The organism is Streptomyces sp. NPDC029122 (assembly GCF_055569445.1).
On record NZ_JBVHWK010000024.1, the window covers coordinates 14,140 to 29,932 of the forward strand.

Annotated in this window: 17 protein-coding genes; 9 read left to right on the top strand and 8 right to left on the bottom strand. The window is 73.1% G+C overall.

The genetic code is table 11. The annotated features are described in order from the left end of the window. Positions 1-137 precede the first annotated feature (137 nt). On the bottom strand, positions 138-326 hold the full coding sequence (locus ACZ4WZ_RS24890; RefSeq protein ID WP_030236602.1) for a DUF5999 family protein: 189 nt from the start codon (positions 324-326) through the stop codon (positions 138-140). Between the two features lie 260 nt (positions 327-586). Next, positions 587-1,216: a hypothetical protein gene (locus ACZ4WZ_RS24895; RefSeq protein WP_467893553.1), complete on the bottom strand. Its 630-nt coding sequence runs from the start codon at positions 1,214-1,216 to the stop codon at positions 587-589. 493 nt (positions 1,217-1,709) lie between these two features. Between ACZ4WZ_RS24895 and ACZ4WZ_RS24900 the strand changes: the two genes are divergently transcribed. Continuing rightward, positions 1,710-3,245: a glutamate-cysteine ligase family protein gene (locus ACZ4WZ_RS24900; RefSeq protein ID WP_467893555.1), complete on the top strand. Its 1,536-nt coding sequence runs from the start codon at positions 1,710-1,712 to the stop codon at positions 3,243-3,245. Between the two features lie 101 nt (positions 3,246-3,346). Then, positions 3,347-4,144: a CPBP family intramembrane glutamic endopeptidase gene (locus ACZ4WZ_RS24905; protein ID WP_467893557.1), complete on the top strand. Its 798-nt coding sequence runs from the start codon at positions 3,347-3,349 to the stop codon at positions 4,142-4,144. Here the strand turns inward: ACZ4WZ_RS24905 and ACZ4WZ_RS24910 are convergent. Together ACZ4WZ_RS24910 and ACZ4WZ_RS24915 are read right to left on the bottom strand one after the other, a co-directional pair. Next, the gene (locus ACZ4WZ_RS24910) at positions 4,141-4,968 is read right to left on the bottom strand and encodes a PhzF family phenazine biosynthesis protein (protein WP_467893558.1); all 828 of its coding nucleotides are present in this window, start codon (positions 4,966-4,968) and stop codon (positions 4,141-4,143) included. The two genes, ACZ4WZ_RS24905 and ACZ4WZ_RS24910, sit on opposite strands and share 4 nt — an antisense overlap. Positions 4,969-5,174: 206 nt before the next feature. Further along, complete coding sequence (locus tag ACZ4WZ_RS24915) at positions 5,175-5,603, bottom strand: type II toxin-antitoxin system Rv0910 family toxin (RefSeq protein WP_467893559.1); 429 nt, start codon at positions 5,601-5,603, stop codon at positions 5,175-5,177. A 170-nt stretch (positions 5,604-5,773) separates the two neighbouring features. Between ACZ4WZ_RS24915 and ACZ4WZ_RS24920 the strand changes: the two genes are divergently transcribed. Both ACZ4WZ_RS24920 and ACZ4WZ_RS24925 read left to right on the top strand, forming a co-directional pair. Beyond that, positions 5,774-6,736, top strand: a complete 963-nt coding sequence (locus tag ACZ4WZ_RS24920; protein WP_467893561.1) for an EamA family transporter — start codon at positions 5,774-5,776, stop codon at positions 6,734-6,736. A gap of 277 nt (positions 6,737-7,013) precedes the next feature. After that, positions 7,014-8,000 carry a DMT family transporter gene (locus ACZ4WZ_RS24925; protein ID WP_467893562.1) on the top strand — a complete coding sequence of 329 codons (987 nt, stop codon included), beginning with the start codon at positions 7,014-7,016 and terminating at the stop codon, positions 7,998-8,000. On the opposite strand, the gene ACZ4WZ_RS24930 is transcribed toward ACZ4WZ_RS24925, so the two are convergent. Continuing rightward, complete coding sequence (locus ACZ4WZ_RS24930) at positions 7,982-8,647, bottom strand: pyridoxamine 5'-phosphate oxidase family protein (protein ID WP_467893563.1); 666 nt, start codon at positions 8,645-8,647, stop codon at positions 7,982-7,984. The genes ACZ4WZ_RS24925 and ACZ4WZ_RS24930 overlap by 19 nt on opposite strands. 37 nt (positions 8,648-8,684) lie before the next feature. Between ACZ4WZ_RS24930 and ACZ4WZ_RS24935 the strand changes: the two genes are divergently transcribed. Both ACZ4WZ_RS24935 and ACZ4WZ_RS24940 read left to right on the top strand, forming a co-directional pair. Then, positions 8,685-10,016: an aminotransferase class I/II-fold pyridoxal phosphate-dependent enzyme gene (locus tag ACZ4WZ_RS24935; RefSeq protein WP_467893564.1), complete on the top strand. Its 1,332-nt coding sequence runs from the start codon at positions 8,685-8,687 to the stop codon at positions 10,014-10,016. A gap of 178 nt (positions 10,017-10,194) precedes the next feature. Then, on the top strand, positions 10,195-10,746 hold the full coding sequence (locus tag ACZ4WZ_RS24940; protein WP_467893566.1) for a GNAT family N-acetyltransferase: 552 nt from the start codon (positions 10,195-10,197) through the stop codon (positions 10,744-10,746). Positions 10,747-10,776: 30 nt separating this feature from the next. Here the strand turns inward: ACZ4WZ_RS24940 and ACZ4WZ_RS24945 are convergent, their stop codons facing one another. Continuing rightward, the gene (locus ACZ4WZ_RS24945; protein ID WP_467893568.1) at positions 10,777-11,754 is read right to left on the bottom strand and encodes a DMT family transporter; all 978 of its coding nucleotides are present in this window, start codon (positions 11,752-11,754) and stop codon (positions 10,777-10,779) included. Between the two features lie 74 nt (positions 11,755-11,828). On the opposite strand from ACZ4WZ_RS24945, the gene ACZ4WZ_RS24950 reads away from it, so the two are divergent. Then, positions 11,829-12,773, top strand: a complete 945-nt coding sequence (locus ACZ4WZ_RS24950; protein WP_467893569.1) for a LysR family transcriptional regulator — start codon at positions 11,829-11,831, stop codon at positions 12,771-12,773. A gap of 57 nt (positions 12,774-12,830) precedes the next feature. Here the strand turns inward: ACZ4WZ_RS24950 and ACZ4WZ_RS24955 are convergent, their stop codons facing one another. Together ACZ4WZ_RS24955 and ACZ4WZ_RS24960 are read right to left on the bottom strand one after the other, a co-directional pair. Continuing rightward, positions 12,831-13,562: an alpha/beta fold hydrolase gene (locus ACZ4WZ_RS24955; RefSeq protein ID WP_467893571.1), complete on the bottom strand. Its 732-nt coding sequence runs from the start codon at positions 13,560-13,562 to the stop codon at positions 12,831-12,833. A gap of 251 nt (positions 13,563-13,813) precedes the next feature. After that, a complete protein-coding gene (locus ACZ4WZ_RS24960; protein ID WP_467893572.1) occupies positions 13,814-14,287 on the bottom strand; it encodes a pyridoxamine 5'-phosphate oxidase family protein in 474 nt (157 codons plus the stop codon). A gap of 76 nt (positions 14,288-14,363) precedes the next feature. On the opposite strand from ACZ4WZ_RS24960, the gene ACZ4WZ_RS24965 reads away from it, so the two are divergent. Both ACZ4WZ_RS24965 and ACZ4WZ_RS24970 read left to right on the top strand, forming a co-directional pair. Beyond that, positions 14,364-15,011, top strand: a complete 648-nt coding sequence (locus tag ACZ4WZ_RS24965) for a cysteine hydrolase family protein (protein ID WP_467893574.1) — start codon at positions 14,364-14,366, stop codon at positions 15,009-15,011. 146 nt (positions 15,012-15,157) lie between these two features. Next, entirely contained in the window at positions 15,158-15,565 is a 408-nt protein-coding gene (locus ACZ4WZ_RS24970) for a J domain-containing protein (RefSeq protein ID WP_467893575.1), read from the top strand. Positions 15,566-15,793: the final 228 nt, after the last annotated feature.

Consider the following 15,793-nt stretch of genomic DNA (forward strand, 5'->3'; position numbering starts at 1 on the left):
CCGGGGGAAGGGGACAACCACGGATATAGAGACGGGGCCGGGGGACGGGGCGGGGACAGGGGGGGGGGCCGGGTCCGGGAGCGTTGTGCTCCGGCCCCGGCCCCTTCTTCGTCCGTGTGTCCTCGCCGTGCGGTGCCCTAGGCCACCGCGAGCGGGCGGTGCGGAGCGATGATCTGGCCGTCCGGCAGCAGCTCACCGGTGTCCTCGAAGAGCAGGACGCCGTTGCACAGCAGGCTCCAGCCCTGTTCCGGGTGGTTGGCCACCGGGCGCGCGGCCTCCCGGTCGGCGGATTCTGATGACGGGCAGGCAGGCTGGTGCTGGCACATGGATGGGTTCTTTCGCTGCGGTGTGGTCTGTTCGCTACGGCTCGATGCGTGGTTCATGGCCGTCCCCCTGGGTCGTCCCCGCACCTGCGGGGAGGATGTCCTCAGTGTTCCCCCAGGACGGCTGCTTCGCAGGTATTTCCCGGCAGCTGTCCTCTTGGAATGAGGACGCATCACCCGTGCGGGCGGTTCACGCCAACTCCCCTGTCATTTCGGGTGGTTCGCATTGACCCGAGCGGACTAGGCCGAATGGGTCACCCGGGTCAAGCCGCCGGGGCCGCCAGGGTGGGCGGGGCCGGTGGGGCCGGCGGGGCGGTCCGGGTCAGCCGGTGGGTCAGTACGGGCAGCAGCTCCGAGACGGGGTGCGGCCGGAAGGGCGCGATCCCGGGCGGTGCCGGGGCCAGCGGCACCAGCAGGTCGGCGGCGGCGGGGAGGCCGGCGGCGGCGTCGGCGCCCACCGCCCCGTGCAGCCACAGGGTCAGCATGTACAGCTCGGGCACGGACAGCAGCCGGGGCTGGTAGGCCTTGCCGAGCGACTCCGCCTGGCGCAGGGCGCGTTCGGTGGCGGCGACGTAGGGGCCCTCGAAGAAGTGGGAGAAGGCCCAGCCGTCCGGGGTCAGGCGGGTGTCGGCCGCCGCGATGAAGCGGTCGCCGCTGCGGATCAGGAACCGCCAGCCGGTGAGCCGGGTGCGGGGCGGGCGGCCGCCGGCCGTGTGGCCGGACACGCCCAGCCGGTCGAGCACGTGGACCGGGAGCGGGAGTTCGGCGGTCATCGGACCCTGGACCGAGCGCAGGGCGGGGGTGTGCGCCTCGTGGACGGCGGTGGGGGAACCGAGTGCCGCGAGGACGCTGCGCAGGGCGGGCGCGGGAGCCGGGGGGACATGCAGCGGCATGGTGGGTCGCCTCTCACTTGGGAGACCGGTGGTACGGGGGAAAGTGCGGACGGAGCTGTCGCATTCTGGGGTCAGAGGTGGGCTTTGGGGCAATGGCCGCGCGCCAACTCTCTGCCTCGTTTGCGGAGTTTATACGACATGTGTTCACGCAGTGTTTCGGCTAGCCGTCCCGCCTATTGTCGGCAAGGCGCCTTCCGGTCCCGCTGTCATGGTATTCATGCCGGTTGCGCGTGGACAGACCGCGCTGACCTGGAAGGTTACCGGAAAGGCGCTCGGCTGGAAAGCTTCGGTAATCCGCAATCGGCAAACCCCAGGGGGAATGTGCATCCGGTGGGTTGCCAGGCGAATGTGCCGGAGCGCCCATCTGGCCATACCGGCGCGCGCTCCCCGCCAAGCCCTCGCTCCAGCGTTACGGATCACGGTGCTTGGGCATCATCGACCGTAACGCGCGCCCGGGTGCTCTGGGCCCGGCCACTCGAGGAGGGACGCTTCGATGGGGGAGAAGGTCGTGGCAGGCGGATTCGACCTGTCCGATCGGCATCGGTATCGGAGGAAGCTTCACGAGTGCCTGGAGGGGCTGGAGCGGCTTCTGGCGGAGAAGAGGTTCGATCGTCCCAAGAACATGATGGGGCTGGAGATAGAGCTGAATCTCGCGGGTGCCGACGGTATGCCGCGCATGGTGAATGCACAGGTGCTGGAGCGGATTGCGAGCCCCGATTTCCAGACGGAACTCGGAATGTTCAACCTGGAGGTGAACGTACTCCCGCACCGGCTCGAAGGGCGGGTATTCGACCAGCTCGCCGAGGAACTGAGCGCCGGACTGAACTACGCCCACCGCCAGGCCGTGGAGATCGACGCGGGCGTCGTGATGATCGGGATCCTGCCCACGATCTCCCGCGCGGACCTGGCCCTGGCCAACCTCTCGGCGGTGGACCGATACTCCCTGCTCAACGAGCAGATCCTGATGATGCGGGGGGAGGACTTCCGGCTCGACATCGACGGGGTCGAGCGGCTGACCTGGAGCACCGGATCGATCGTGCCGGAAGCCGCCTGCACCTCCGTGCAGTTGCACCTCCAGGTCACCCCCGCCCGGTTCTCCGACGTGTGGAACGCGGCGCAGGCGGTGACCGCCGTACAGATAGCGGTGGGGGCCAACTCGCCGTTCCTGTTCGGCCGGGAACTGTGGCGCGAGTCGCGCCCCCCGCTGTTCACGCAGGCCACGGACACCAGGCCGCCCGAGCTCCAGGCGCAGGGGGTGCGGCCCCGGACCTGGTTCGGGGAGCGGTGGGTGGACTCGGTGTACGAGCTCTTCGCCGAGAACGTCCGCTACTTCCCCTCCCTGCTGCCGATCTGCGACGAGGAGGAACCGCTGCGGGTCCTCGCCGAGGGCGGGGTGCCGAGCCTTCAGGAGCTGGTGCTGCACAACGGCACGGTCTACCGGTGGAACCGGCCCGTCTACGGCGTCGCCGACGGGGTTCCCCACCTGAGGGTGGAGAACCGGGTCCTGCCCGCCGGGCCCACCGTGGCCGACGTCGTCGCCAACGCCGCCTTCTACTACGGGCTCGTACGGACCCTCGCGGACGAGCAGCGCCCCGTGTGGACCCGGATGTCCTTCGCGGAGGCGGAGGCCAACTTCGACGCGGCCTGCCGGTACGGGATCGACGCCCGGATCCGCTGGCCGCGCCGCGGCCGGGCCGGGGGACTGGTGAGCGTGCCCGCGGTGCGTCTGGTGCTGGACGAGCTGCTGCCGATGGCCGCGGCCGGGCTGGACGCCTGGGGCATCGAACCCGCCGACCGGGACCTCTACCTGGGGATCATCGAGGAGCGGTGCCGGCGCCGTGTCAACGGGGCGACCTGGCAGGTGGACACGTACCACCGCGCGCTCGCGGGCGGCCTGGAACGCGACGCCGCCCTGGCGGCCACCACCCGGCGCTACAGCGAGCTGATGCACAAGGGGGACCCCGTGCACACCTGGCCCGTGGGCCTGGAGGAGCAGGAGGTGGACGCCACGACCGCGGTCCGCCGCTGACCGGCGGGCCCGCCGCCGCCCCTCCCTCCCTTCCCGCTGGTCCCTTCCCGCCGCCGAGGAGGCAGTATGGGGTGGTGGTCGGAACGGGACGGGAGTCAGGCGTGCGGGTCGAGCCGGAGCCGGTGGTCGTGGAACTGCGCGAGGACGGGCGCCGGGTCCTGCGCAACGAGACCCTGCTCGTGCTCGCGCTCTCGCTGGGCGCGAGCGGGGTCTCGGCGCTGATCAGCTTCGTGGGTTCGCTGACGAAGCCGGGCGGGCTCAAGGACCAGGCGGCCACGCTCAACGGCTCCTACGCGCCCGGACGGCCCTGGCTGGACCTGGCCTGGCAGCTGTTCGGGATCGCGACGGCGCTGGTGCCCGTGCTGCTCGTCGCGCACCTGCTGACCCGCGAGGGCGCGCCCGGGCTCAGGGCGCTCGGCTTCGACCGCACCCGGCCCGGCCCGGACCTGGCCCGGGGCGCGCTCGTCGCCGCCGGCATCGGCAGCGCCGGGCTGGCCTTCTACCTGGCGGCCCGGGCCACCGGCTTCAACCTGACGGTGGTGCCGGAGGCCCTGCCCGACGTGTGGTGGAAGTTCCCGGTGCTGATCCTCTCCGCGGTGCAGAACTCCGTGGTGGAGGAGGTCATCGTGCTGGCGTACCTGCTGCGCCGGCTCGACCGGCTGGGCTGGTCGCCGACGGCCGCGCTGCTCGCCAGCTCGGTGCTGCGCGGCTCGTACCACCTCTACCAGGGCATCGGCGGGTTCATCGGCAACGTGGTGATGGGCGTCGTCTTCGTCCTCGCCTACCGGCGCTGGGGCCGGGTCGGCCCCCTGGTCGTCGCGCACGCCCTGCTCGACATCGTCGCCTTCGGCGGGTACGCGCTGCTCGCGGGCAAGGTGGGCTGGCTGCCGACGCCCTAACCGGCCTCGGGGGCCGTGAGCAGTTCGCCGTCGATGACGGTGACGGCGTGGCCCGTCAGGAGCGTACGGTCACCCGCGAGCCGCACCCGGACCAGGCCCGTGCGCGCCCCGCCCTGCAGGCCGGTCATCTCGGTGCGGCCCAGGCGCGCCGCCCAGAACGGGGCGAGGGCGGTGTGGGCGCTGCCCGTCACCGGGTCCTCGTCGATGCCGACGGCGGGGAAGAACCCGCGCGAGACGAAGTCGTAGCCGCGGGTGGGGTCCTCGGCCGGCGCGGTGACGATCACCCCGCGGCGCGCGTAGGCGCGCAGGGCCGCGTGGTCGGGCGCGAGTTCCCGTACGGTCCGCTCGTCGGCCAGCTCCACCAGCAGGTCGCCGATGTGCTCGGCGGTGTCGTGGACCGACTTCGCCCCGGCGCCCAGCGCCCGGTCCACGTCGGGGACGGGCGCGAGCGGGGTCAGGGACGAGGTCGGGAAGTCCAGCGTGACCGTGCCGTCGGCGGCGACCTCCGCCGTGAGGATCCCGCAGCGCGCGCTGAAGCGGACCGGACCCCGGGCGAGGCCGGCGGCGGCGATGACGTGCGCGGCCGCCAGGGTCGCGTGGCCGCACATGTCGACCTCCGCCGCCGGGGTGAACCAGCGCAGCGCCCAGTCGGCGTCGCCGCCGGGCGGCAGGGGACGGGCGAAGGCCGTCTCGGAGAGGTTCACCTCGGCGGCGACCCGCTGGAGCCAGCTGTCCGGGGGGAAGCCGCCGTCGAGGAGCAGGACTCCGGCGGGGTTCCCCCCGAAGGGACGGTCGGTGAAGGCGTCGACGATTCGGATGCGCATGGGCCGACCGTAGGGGGGTTCGGCGATCACGGACAAAGGCCAATGCGCGGTGACTGGACTGGTCGGGCAGCCGCATCGGTCGACTGGCGACGACACGTCGGGCGGGCCCTTCGGCGGGCGGGCCGGACGCGGCGGACGGCGCGGGCTGGCAGGGCGGGGCGACGTGCGCGCCCCGGTCCCGGACCGCGCCCCTGGGTTCGTCGCGGTCAGACGACCAGCGCGGCCAGCTTGCGCAGCGACTCGTTCAGCGCGGCCGTCGCGGAGTCCTTGAGCTTGCCCGCCATCAGCGAGACGGCGGCGCCCGTGAACTCGCCGTCGATGCGGACCCCCGTGGCCTCGCCGTCGGCGGTCAGGGTGTAGCGGGTGAGCACGGTGACGCCCATCGGGCCCTTGCCGGTGACGGCGAGGACGCGCTGCTGCTCCAGCTCCGAGACCGTCCACAGGACCTCGGCGGGAAATCCCATCATCTTCATGTTCTCGGTGAAGGTGGAGCCGACCGCGAGCGTCTCGGGGCCGCCCTTCGGGAAGTCGGTGTGGGTCATGCTCCACTGCCCGTACGCGTCCCAGTCCGTCAGCTGGGCCCAGAGCTTCGCGGCGGGCGCCTCGATGCGTGATTCCGCGGTGACTTCAGCCATGCGTCCACCCCTTCTCGTCGGGTACGTGCGGCGGAAGGTAGCGCCGGGGCGCGGAACATACAAGCCTGACGACCTGTCAGATCCGGGAGCCCTGGCAGCCCGGATCTCGGGTATGTCTCAACAGGCGTCTCGGCAGTGACGCTCCTGTCCCGCCCTGCCATGATGGGCCGATGCAAGCGTCAGGGAAGAACGCCGGACTGGGCCTGGCCCTCGTTTCGGCATGCGCGTTCGGCGGTTCGGGTGTCGCGGCGAAGCCGCTGATCGAGGCGGGTCTCGACCCGCTGCACATGGTGTGGCTCCGGGTGGCCGGGGCGGCGCTGGTGCTGTCCCCGCTGGCCTGGCGGCACCGCTCCCTGGTGCGGCGCAAGCCCCTGTTGCTGGCCGGCTTCGGGCTGGTCGCCGTCGCGGGCGTACAGGCCTTCTACTTCGCCTCCCTGTCGCGGATCCCGGTGGGCGTGGCCCTGCTGCTGGAGTACCTGGGCCCCGCACTGCTGCTCGGCTACATACGTTTCGTGCAGCGCAAGCCGGTGACCCGGGCGGCCGCGGCCGGGGCGGCGGTGGCCGTCGTCGGGCTGGCCTGCGTGGTCGAGATCTGGGCGGGGCTGCGGCTGGACCTGTTCGGGGTGCTGCTCGGTCTCGCGGCGGCCTGCTGCCAGGCCTTCTACTTCGTCCTCGCGGACCAGGGCGCCGACGCGGAGGACGCGCCTGACCCGATGGGCGTCATCGCCCACGGCATGATCGTCGGCGCCCTGGTGATGACCGTGATCGCCCGACCGTGGCAGATGGACTGGCAGGTGCTCGGCGGGTACGCCGCGATGGGCGACCTGCGGGTACCGGCTCTGGCGCTGCTGGGCTGGGTGGTGCTGGTCGCCACCGTCTTCGCGTACCTGACCGGCGTGGTCTCGGTGCGCAGGCTCTCGCCGCAGGTCGCGGGCGTGGTCGCCTGTCTCGAGGCGGTCGTCGCGACCGTACTGGCCTGGGTGCTGCTCGGGGAGCGGCTCTCGGGCCCGCAGGTCCTGGGCGGCGCGCTGGTGCTGGGCGGTGCGTTCATCGCGCAGTCCTCGCGGCCGGCGCCGGTGGTCGCGCAGGAGGCGCCGCTGCCCGTGCCGGACCGGGAGCCCACGAGCGCGTAGGCGCCGGGGCCGCGGGCTCGCCGCGGACGCGGGCGGGCCGATGGGGCCGGTCCCCGACGCGGCGGCGGCCCGCTGAGCCCGGTCGGGCTGGTCCGCGCGGTGGGCGACGGCGTAGGGTGCTGACCATGCCTTCGACCGTGCTTCCGCCTCCCGCCCCCTAGCGCGGGCGGCTGCCACCAGAACGAGAGACCCGCCCGGGGAGTTCCCGGGCCGGTACGCGCTGCCCGCGAAGCGATGGCCTTCCGTCCCCGTCCTTCACGCATGCGCGGAGAAACACGTGTCGAACCATTCGCCCGCCGCCGGGCGCAGTCTGCTCTACCTCGTCGTCGCCGGAGCCGCCTGGGGCACCGCCGGGGCGGCCGCCTCCCTCCTCTTCCTGGCCAGTGACCTCGGTCCGCTCACCCTGTCCTTCTGGCGCTGCGCGGGCGGGCTGGTGGTGCTGCTCGGGGTGCTCGCCGTACGCCGTCCCGCGCGGGCGGCCCGCCCGGCCCGGCCGTCGGCGGCTTCGCTGATCGGGACCGGGCTCATGTTCACCGTGTTCCAGGCCGCCTACTTCGGGGCCGTGCGGGAGACCGGCCTGGCCGTCGGCACCGTGGTCACCCTCGGGGCGGGGCCCGTGCTGATCGCGCTGGGCGGCCGGTACTGGATGGGTGAGCGGCTGGGCCGGGGCGGGGCGGTCGCCGTCGGCGGTGCCCTGGCGGGGCTGGCCGTACTGGTGCTGGGCTCCGGGGGCGGTGAGGTGCGGCCGCTCGGGGTCGGCTGGGCGCTGCTGTCGGCCACCGCGTACGCGGCGATGACACTGCGGGCCCGGTGGCTCGGGCGGCGCGGAGCGGGCGGGGACCCGCTGGTCACCACCGCCTGGTCGGTGGCGGTGGGCGCGGTGTGCCTGCTGCCGCTCGCGGCGGTGGAGGGGCTGCTGCCGCACACCGCCGAGCCGGCGCGGGTGCTCTGGCTGCTGGCCTACGTCGCCGTGGTGCCGACGGCCCTGGCGTACGCGCTGTACTTCACCGGCGCCGCGGCGGTGCGTGCCGCGACGGTGTCGGTGGTCATGCTGATCGAGCCGGTCAGCGCGGCCGTGATCGCCGTCGGGGTGCTCGGGGAGCGGCTGACCGGCGCCGTGGTGCTGGGCACCGTACTGCTGCTGGCGGCGGTGGGCGCGCTGATCGCGGCCGAGGCGCGCCGGCCCGCCGGCGGGGCGCGCGCCGAAGCCGGGGCCGGGCCGGGGGGCCGGCCCGCCCAGGAGCCTCAGAGCGCGCTGACGTAGTCCGGGACGGCGATGCCGGGGGCCAGGTCGGCGGCCGGGACGGGGGTGCCGTACGCCGGTGCCACCGGGACCACGCCCGACCAGTGGGGCAGGCCCAGGTCCTCGGGGTCGTCGTTCGGACCGCCCGTACGCACCTTCGCGGACACCTCGTTCAGGTCCAGCCGGATCACGGCCGTGGCCGCGAGCTCCTTGGCGTTGGCGGGCCGGGAGTCGGCGGAGCGGCCGGGGACGACCTGGTCGACCAGGGCGTCCAGCGCGATGCGGCGCTCCTCCTCGTCGGTGACCTGGTGGGCGGTGCCGTGCACGACCACCGAGCGGTAGTTCATCGAGTGGTGGAAGGCGGACCTGGCCAGGACCAGCCCGTCGACGTGCGTCACCGTCAGGCAGACCGGCAGGCCGGGGTCGGCCTTCCCGGCGGCCAGCAGCGGGCGCGAGCCGGCGGAGCCGTGCACGTAGAGGGTCTCGCCCACGCGGCCGTACAGCGTCGGGAGGACCACCGGCGCGCCGTCGCGGACGAACCCGAGGTGGCACAGGTAGGCCTGGTCGAGTATCGAGTGCACCGTCTCGCGGTCGTAGCGCGCCCGCTGGCGCGCGCGGCTCGGGAGGGTGCGGCCGGTGGGCTCGTAGTCGGCGGTGGTGGCGCTCATGCTGCGGTCTCCGTTGCACTAGTGCATAATGTGGTTTGTGCTAGGAGAGTATCGGATCAGTGGGCGTCGCGCATCGGAAATCGCGGCCAGTGTCGAAACGGGCGTCGGATCGGGCGCGCTCGCCCCGGGGGCGCTGCTGCCCCCGATGCGCGAGCTCGCGGCCGCCCTGGGGGTGAACCCGAATACCGTGGCCGCCGCCTACCGCACCCTGCGCGAGCGCGGCGTCATCGAGACCGACGGCCGGCGCGGCAGCCGGGTCAGGGCCCGCCCGGCGACCGCCCCCCGCGACGCGCTGCGGATGCCGGTGCCCCCGGGCGTACGGGACGTCTCGCAGGGCAACCCCGACCGGTCGCTCCTGCCATCGCTGGACGGGGCGCTGGCCGCCGCCGCCCGGCGGTACGCCCAGGCCCCGACCCTCTACGGGGAGGACCCGGTGCTCCCCGACCTCGCCCGGCTCGCCCGGGCCGGCTTCGACGCCGACGGGGTCCCGGCCGGGGCCCTGGCGGTGACCTCGGGGGCGCTGGACGGCATCGAGCGCGTGCTGGCCGCGCACCTGCGGCCCGGGGACGCGGTGGCGGTGGAGGACCCGGGCTGGGGGAACGTGCTGGACCTCGCCCCCGCGCTCGGTCTCCGGGTAGTACCGGTGGCCGTCGACGACGAGGGACCGGTGCCGGAGGCGGTGGCCCGGGCGCTGGGGGAGGGGGTCAGGGCCCTGGTGGTGACGGCCCGCGCGCAGAACCCGACCGGCGCCGCGGTCGGCGCGGGCCGGGCGGCGGCGCTCAGGGAACTGCTGGCCGGCCGTCCCGAGGTGCTGCTCATCGAGGACGACCACGGCCACGGGATCGTCGACCTGCCGCTCTGCCCGCTGGGCGGGGTGACCCGGCACTGGGCGCTGATCCGCTCGACGGCGAAGGCGTACGGACCGGACCTGCGGCTCGCCGTGCTCACGGGCGACCCGGTGACGATGGACCGGGTCCGGGGCCGGCAGCGGCTGGGCCCGGGGTGGGTGAGCCGGCTGCTCCAGTACGCGGTGGTGGACCTGTGGACCTCCGGCGCCGTGGACCCCCGGGCCGTGGCCGGCTCGTACGGGCTGCGGCGGGACGGCCTGGTCGGGGCGCTGGCGGAGCGGGGAGTACGGGCGCACGGCCGGAGCGGGATGAACGTATGGGTGCCGGTCGGCGACGAGACGACGGCGGTCACCCGGCTGCTGGCGGCCGGCTGGGCGGTGCGCCCCGGGGCCGGGTACCGCGTCCAGGCGGGACCCGGCGTGCGGATCACCGTGTCCGGGCTGGCCCCGGAGGAGGTCGGCGGCCTGGCCGACGCGGTGGCGGCGGCGGTCCGCCCGGTGACCGGGGGGCGCTTCGACTAGCGGGCGGAGCCGGGGCCGGCGATCGAGGGCGTGTCCCCCGGTCCGCGTGTGTAATATCCCACCAGGTGCTTCAGTCATTACCTGGGGGATGGTCCGGATGTGGGAGATCGCGCGCTCGTGGGTCGACGGATGGACCGTCTCGCGGCGGACGCCGAAGCCGGTGGACAGGCCGTGGGGATTGAGCATCGAGGTCGGGAGGCCGACCGAGACGGTCCGTCACGTCCTGCGTGACGGCGACGCCGAGACCGCCCGCCGGCTCGTCGGCGCGATCACCGAGCCGGCGGTCTGCGTCAAGGCCTTTCTGGAACCGGACGTCATGGAGCCGTGGTTCTCGTCCGACTGGCAGCCGACCGATCCCGGCTTCCTGATGGCCGTCGACCTGCGGCCCTCCGTCGTGCACGCGCCCGGCGGATACACGGCCGCCGCCGAGACCGAAGGCGACGTCATCCTCGTGCGCGTTCTGGCGGCCGACGGGGAGCCCGCCGCGAGCGGCCGGATCGGCCTGACGGGCGCCGCCTGCGTCTTCGACCAGATCGTCACCGAGGAGGCCCACCAGCGCCGGGGGCTCGGGACGCTCGTGATGGGCACGCTCACCCACTCGGCCGTCGAGCACGGTGCGGCGACCGGCATCCTGGGCGCGACCGTCCCGGGCCGAGCGCTCTACGAAGCGCTCGGCTGGAAGGTCCTCGCACCGCTGACCGGCTTCGTCCACCAGCCCGCCGTGTCCTGAAGCCGGAGTACGGCCCGGGGCCGGCGGGGCTCAGGCGGCCTTGCGGGAAGCGGCCCGTGACTGGGTCAGGGCCGCGCCCGCCAGGACGATCACCGCGCCGGCCGGCGTGTTCCAGTGCAGCTGCTCGCCGAGGACGAGCACACCGGCGGTGGTGGCGATCACCGGGATGAAGTACGTGACCATCTGAGCGGTGGTCGGGCCGATCTCCGACACCAGCCCGTACTGCGTCTGAAGGGCCATGCCGGTGCCCAGGGCGCCCAGGGCGACCACCGCGAGGGTCGGCCACAGCGGGAAGCCGGCCGGAGCCGTGGTGAAGAGCGCGCTGACGGTCGCCAGCTGGAGGGTGGAGACCATGAGCTGCGCCCCGGTGAGCGCCACCGGGGAGCCGGGGGTGCCGGCCAGGGTGCGGCGTACGTAGATCCAGCCGATCGGGTAGCAGAGCGAGGCCAGCAGGGCCAGCGCGGTGCCCTTGGCGTCGACCCCCGCGAAGCCCTGCCAGACGCCGAGTACCGTCAGGACGCCCAGGAAGCCGATGCCCAGCCCGGCGAAGCGGCGGCGCGTGGGACGGTCCTCGGACAGCGCCACCAGCGAGAGCGCCATGCCCCACAGCGGGGAGGTGGCGTTGCAGATGCCCGCCAGGCTGGAGGGGATGCTCTGCTCGGCGTAGGCGAAGAGCGAGAACGGGACCGTGTTCAGCAGCAGTGCCGCCACCGCGAGGTGGCCCCAGGTGCGTCGGCCGCGCGGCAGCGGCTCACGGCGCACCAGCAACACCGCCAGGAGGGCGAGCGCGCCGAAGAACACCCGCCCGAGAGCGACCTGGAACGGCGCGAACGCCTCGGTGCCCACCTTGATCAGGAGGAAGCTGAATCCCCACACCACCGAGAGGAGGGCGAACCGCAGGCGCCAGTCCAGGCAGGAGGTACGGCCGGTGCCCCGGCGGGCCGGCTGCGGGGCGGAAGAGGCGGAAGGGGCGGAGGAAGTGGGGCGGGAGGTGGTCGGTGCGCTCATGTGGATCACTCTGCTGCGCGCAACCGCGTAGAACAAGCGAGAGTTCCTTCGAGGGTCGGCGTAGCATCGCTTACATGTTGAACCTGGAACGCCTGCGCACCCTCGACGCCCTCGCCCGCCACGGCTCGGTCAGCGGCGCGGCCGGGGGCCTCCATGTGACCACATCGGCGGTCTCCCAGCAGATGGCCAAGCTGGAGCGGGAGGTGGGCCAGCCGCTGCTCGCCAAGAACGGGCGCGGGGTCCGGCTCACGGACGCCGGCCGGCTGCTTGCCGACCACGCCGCCCGGATCATCTCCCAGGTGGAACTCGCGCAGGCCGATGTGGAGGCCCGGCGGGGCTGTGCGGTGGGGGAGCTGCGGATCGGGGCCTTCCCCACCGCCATGCGCGGGCTGCTGCCCCGGGCCCTGACCGCCCTGCGGGCCGGCCACCCCGAACTGCGGGCCCTGGTCCGGGAACAGGAGCCCGAGGAGAGCATGGCGGCCGTCGTGCGCGGTGACCTCGACATGGCGCTGGCCATCGACTGGCACAACAAGCGGATGCCGGTGCCGGCCGAGCTGACCCGCGCCCACCTGCTGGACGACGCGGCCGACATCGCGGTCCCGGCGGGGCATCGGCTGGCCGGACGAGCCGAGATCTCCCTCGGCGACTTCGCCGACGACGACTGGATCTCCTGGAACGAGGGCCAGTTCTGCCACGAGTGGCTGGTGTTCACCCTGCGCGGCATCGGGGTCGAGCCGCGCATCGCGCACATCGCCGAGGAGCACCACACCCAGCTGGCCTTCGTGGAAGCCGGGCTCGGCGTGTGCGTGGCGCCCCGGCTCGGCCGCGGGCCCGTGCCGCCTGGCGTCCGGCTGCTGCCGGTGAGCGACAGCGTCCGCCGCCACGTGTACGTGGTCTGGCGGACGGACGCGGGCCGCCGGCCCTCCATCAGGGCCGCCGTCGAGGCGCTCCGGGAAGCGGCCGCGGCCGTGCGGACGATCAATTCCAAGGGGTGTCTTGTGACTGAGCATCACAGCTGAGTACGCGGTCGCTGTCGAGCTGTTCAGGGGCGCCGGATGATCCCGGCTGTGGTGTGCTCAGCTGACGGCAGGGAGCTGGCGGGCGAAGCGGCGGACAGCGTCAGTGAAGGCGTCTGGGTCGTCGAAGTTCGCGAGGTGTCGTGCCCGCGGGATCAATTCGACGCGAGCGTGCGGATGCGCGCGGGCGAAGGCCGCCTCCTCGGCGCGGAAGACGGCGTCCTTCTCGCCGTTCAGGATGAGGACCGGAGCCTTCACATAACGCATCGCACCCGCGTCGAAGCGTCCGAGTACTTCGTTCCAGGCCGCTGGCAAGGTATGGAAGGCGTAGCCGCAACGGATGGTCGCCTCCACCACTTCCCGCGGGTAGAGCCGCCGAAGCAACCGGTCGTTCCACCGGGCCAGGCGATCGGCTGGTATGCGAGGGACCAGCCTGGCGGCGCACCGATAGGGCACTGCCCGGAGGCCGCGGGAGGAGGCGCTGGCTCCCGCGAGGACCAGCCCGCGCAGTTGTTCCGGACAGCGCCGCGCGAACTCCAGCGAGGCATATCCGCCGAGCGAGTGCCCGACGACCAGAGCCGGCCCGCGGTTGAGCGAGTCCACCGCGGAAGCGATGATCTCCGTCGCAGTGCTCAGGCTCCAGGGCTGAGCCGAGCGCTCTCCGTGGCCAGGCAGGTCGACGGCGACTACCGGGAACTCGTCCCGGAGTGCGGCAAGCTGCATGCTCCACTGTCCCGCGCTGAAGCGCGTTCCGTGAACGAAGACCATGGGCACCGCATCCGCTGCTGTCATCAGTCCCCCCAGGTGACACCGTCCTCAAGCCGACCCTACCGGCGGGAGCTTCCTCGCTCTGGCCGGAGCCAAGGCCGACGAGCGGGAAACCCCGCTGGACCTGATCGCCGCCGGACCGCACCTCGTCGCCGCCCGCGCCGGCCGGACACTGATCAGCGAAGAACTGCAAAGGCCGTTACTTCGAACACGAACCCGCCCAGTACGTCCTCCTACGATCACTGGCCCCTTGGAATTGATCGTCGAGGCGCGGCTCAGATCTTGCGGAAGTCCCAGGACACCACCGATTGCGGCGTCAGCCGGATCCAGGCGTGCCGGCCGTCGTGCGGCATCTCCTCGATCCCGAAGTTCTTGACGGGGAAGATCCGTTCCGGCTCCAGCAGCTCCGGGCAGGGTTCGCCGGTGCGCGGCGCCTCGCCCACGAAGACGGCGCGGCCGGACAGCTCGACCCCGCGCAGTTCTCCGTACTCCTCGCCGGCGTCCACCACCACCGAGATCCGCGGGTCGGCCCGCAGGTCGGACCAGCGGCGGCTGCGGGTGATCGAGTACAGCCACAGCGAGGTGCCGTCCCAGGCGAACCACAGCGCGCCGACGTGCGGGCTCCCGTCCGGGGAGACCGTGGCCACCCGGCAGGTGCGCTGCTCGCGCAGGAACGCGTCCACCTCCTCGTCGCTCATCATGATGCGCCGGCCCCGCCGCTGCACCGTCCGCGCGCCCGTCTCGTCCATCCGTCCTACATCCCTTCACATCTGGCTATGTGTCAGGAATCATGCGCGCTCTTCCGTCGCCGCACCAGGGGGAGTCATGCCGGAACTCGATCCAGCCACCACCGCGCTGCTCACCGTCGAGTGCCAGAACGGTGTCGTGGGCGAGACGAGCGCCCTGCCGGAACTCGCCAGGGAGGCCCGCGACTCCGGCATGCTGGACCGGGTGGCCGCGCTCGTCGACGCCGCGCGCGGAGCCGGCGTACAGGTGGTCCACGCGATCGCCGAGCGCCGGCCCGACGGGCTCGGGGCCAACGCCAACGCGCGGCTCTTCCGGGCCGCCGCGAAACTGCCCGTACAGCAGCTGACCGGCAGCGACGCGGTGCGGGTCGCCGCACCCATCACCGTCGCCGGCCAGGACCTCGTGGTCCGCCGGCTGCACGGACTCTCCCCGATGGCCGGCACCGACCTGGACGCCCTGCTCCGCAACCTCGGCGTCCGCACCCTCGTCGTCACCGGGGTCTCCTCGAACATCGCGATCCCGAACACCGTCTTCGACGCGGTGAACCTCGGCTACCGGGTCGTGGTCCCGTCCGACGCCATCGCCGGAGTGCCCGCGTCCTGCACCGCCGAGGTGATCCGCAACTCCCTCGCGCTCGTGGCGTCCATCACCACGGCCGGAGCCCTCCTCACGCGGTGGGCTCCGCCCGCTTCCCGGGCCGATCCGGCGGGGCTCGAGATCGGCTGATCGGCGTCGAGGAGGGCCGCTGAGCGGCTTCGGCCTGCTCACCAGGCGGCGAATACCCCCATCGGCGGTTACCTTGACAACGTCCCCGCCGGGCTTTATCACGGGTGGAAGAGGGGCCCGCTCCGGCTGTTCCGGGGGTGAGGAAAATGGGCGGATCTCGTGCACCGCGCGATCATTACGCCGTCCTCGGACTCCCGGCGGAGGCGTCGCCCGAAGAGATCACCAGCGCCTACCGCGCGCTGATCCGTGCCCTGCACCCGGACGCCCGTCCGGGGCCGACGGTCGCTGCGGAACTGACCGAGGTCATCGACGCCTACCGGACCCTGCACGATCCGCTGCGACGATCCGCCTACGACGCCGAACGCCGTCAGCGGCCGCACGCGGCCGGCCATCCGGTACGCATCCCCGTGCGGGTGAGGCGCACGGCAGACGCGGCGGAACGGTCATATCCACAAGCCGCGGCCAATCCTCGTCCGGTCGCATTCCCGGTGGTCCCACGGCCGCATGAAGACCCGTTCGACCGCCTCATGGCCTGGCTGTTCCACGGCATATAGGCCGGCCGTTGTTTCCGGCCCCTTACCGTTCCCTTTTCATGCGCACGATGCATCCGGTACAGGCACGCGTCGCGCCGGCCTGAAGGACAGTGGCCCGAAAGCCCGAGGGGAGGGGACACGTCCGAGGAAACCCCCGAGCAGTCGCCGCCGCTCTGTTCGCTCGTCGCCCCGGTGGCGGTGATGATGAGGAAGAGGGGCTTCCCATGCCGATCGCCGGAGGGTCAGTGT

What these genes read in the sequence shown, in the direction of transcription:
- ACZ4WZ_RS24910 (WP_467893558.1), bottom strand. Translation starts at nt 4,968, where the DNA reads ATGCGCATCCGAATCGTCGACGCCTTCACCGACCGTCCCTTCGGGGGG.
- ACZ4WZ_RS24900 (WP_467893555.1), top strand. Translation starts at nt 1,710, where the DNA reads ATGGGGGAGAAGGTCGTGGCAGGCGGATTCGACCTGTCCGATCGGCAT.
- ACZ4WZ_RS24890 (WP_030236602.1), bottom strand. Translation starts at nt 326, where the DNA reads ATGTGCCAGCACCAGCCTGCCTGCCCGTCATCAGAATCCGCCGACCGG.
- ACZ4WZ_RS24915 (WP_467893559.1), bottom strand. Translation starts at nt 5,603, where the DNA reads ATGGCTGAAGTCACCGCGGAATCACGCATCGAGGCGCCCGCCGCGAAG.
- ACZ4WZ_RS24930 (WP_467893563.1), bottom strand. Translation starts at nt 8,647, where the DNA reads ATGAGCGCCACCACCGCCGACTACGAGCCCACCGGCCGCACCCTCCCG.
- ACZ4WZ_RS24960 (WP_467893572.1), bottom strand. Translation starts at nt 14,287, where the DNA reads ATGGACGAGACGGGCGCGCGGACGGTGCAGCGGCGGGGCCGGCGCATC.
- ACZ4WZ_RS24895 (WP_467893553.1), bottom strand. Translation starts at nt 1,216, where the DNA reads ATGCCGCTGCATGTCCCCCCGGCTCCCGCGCCCGCCCTGCGCAGCGTC.
- ACZ4WZ_RS24955 (WP_467893571.1), bottom strand. Translation starts at nt 13,562, where the DNA reads ATGACAGCAGCGGATGCGGTGCCCATGGTCTTCGTTCACGGAACGCGC.
- ACZ4WZ_RS24965 (WP_467893574.1), top strand. Translation starts at nt 14,364, where the DNA reads ATGCCGGAACTCGATCCAGCCACCACCGCGCTGCTCACCGTCGAGTGC.
- ACZ4WZ_RS24970 (WP_467893575.1), top strand. Translation starts at nt 15,158, where the DNA reads ATGGGCGGATCTCGTGCACCGCGCGATCATTACGCCGTCCTCGGACTC.
- ACZ4WZ_RS24920 (WP_467893561.1), top strand. Translation starts at nt 5,774, where the DNA reads ATGCAAGCGTCAGGGAAGAACGCCGGACTGGGCCTGGCCCTCGTTTCG.
- ACZ4WZ_RS24945 (WP_467893568.1), bottom strand. Translation starts at nt 11,754, where the DNA reads ATGAGCGCACCGACCACCTCCCGCCCCACTTCCTCCGCCCCTTCCGCC.
- ACZ4WZ_RS24950 (WP_467893569.1), top strand. Translation starts at nt 11,829, where the DNA reads ATGTTGAACCTGGAACGCCTGCGCACCCTCGACGCCCTCGCCCGCCAC.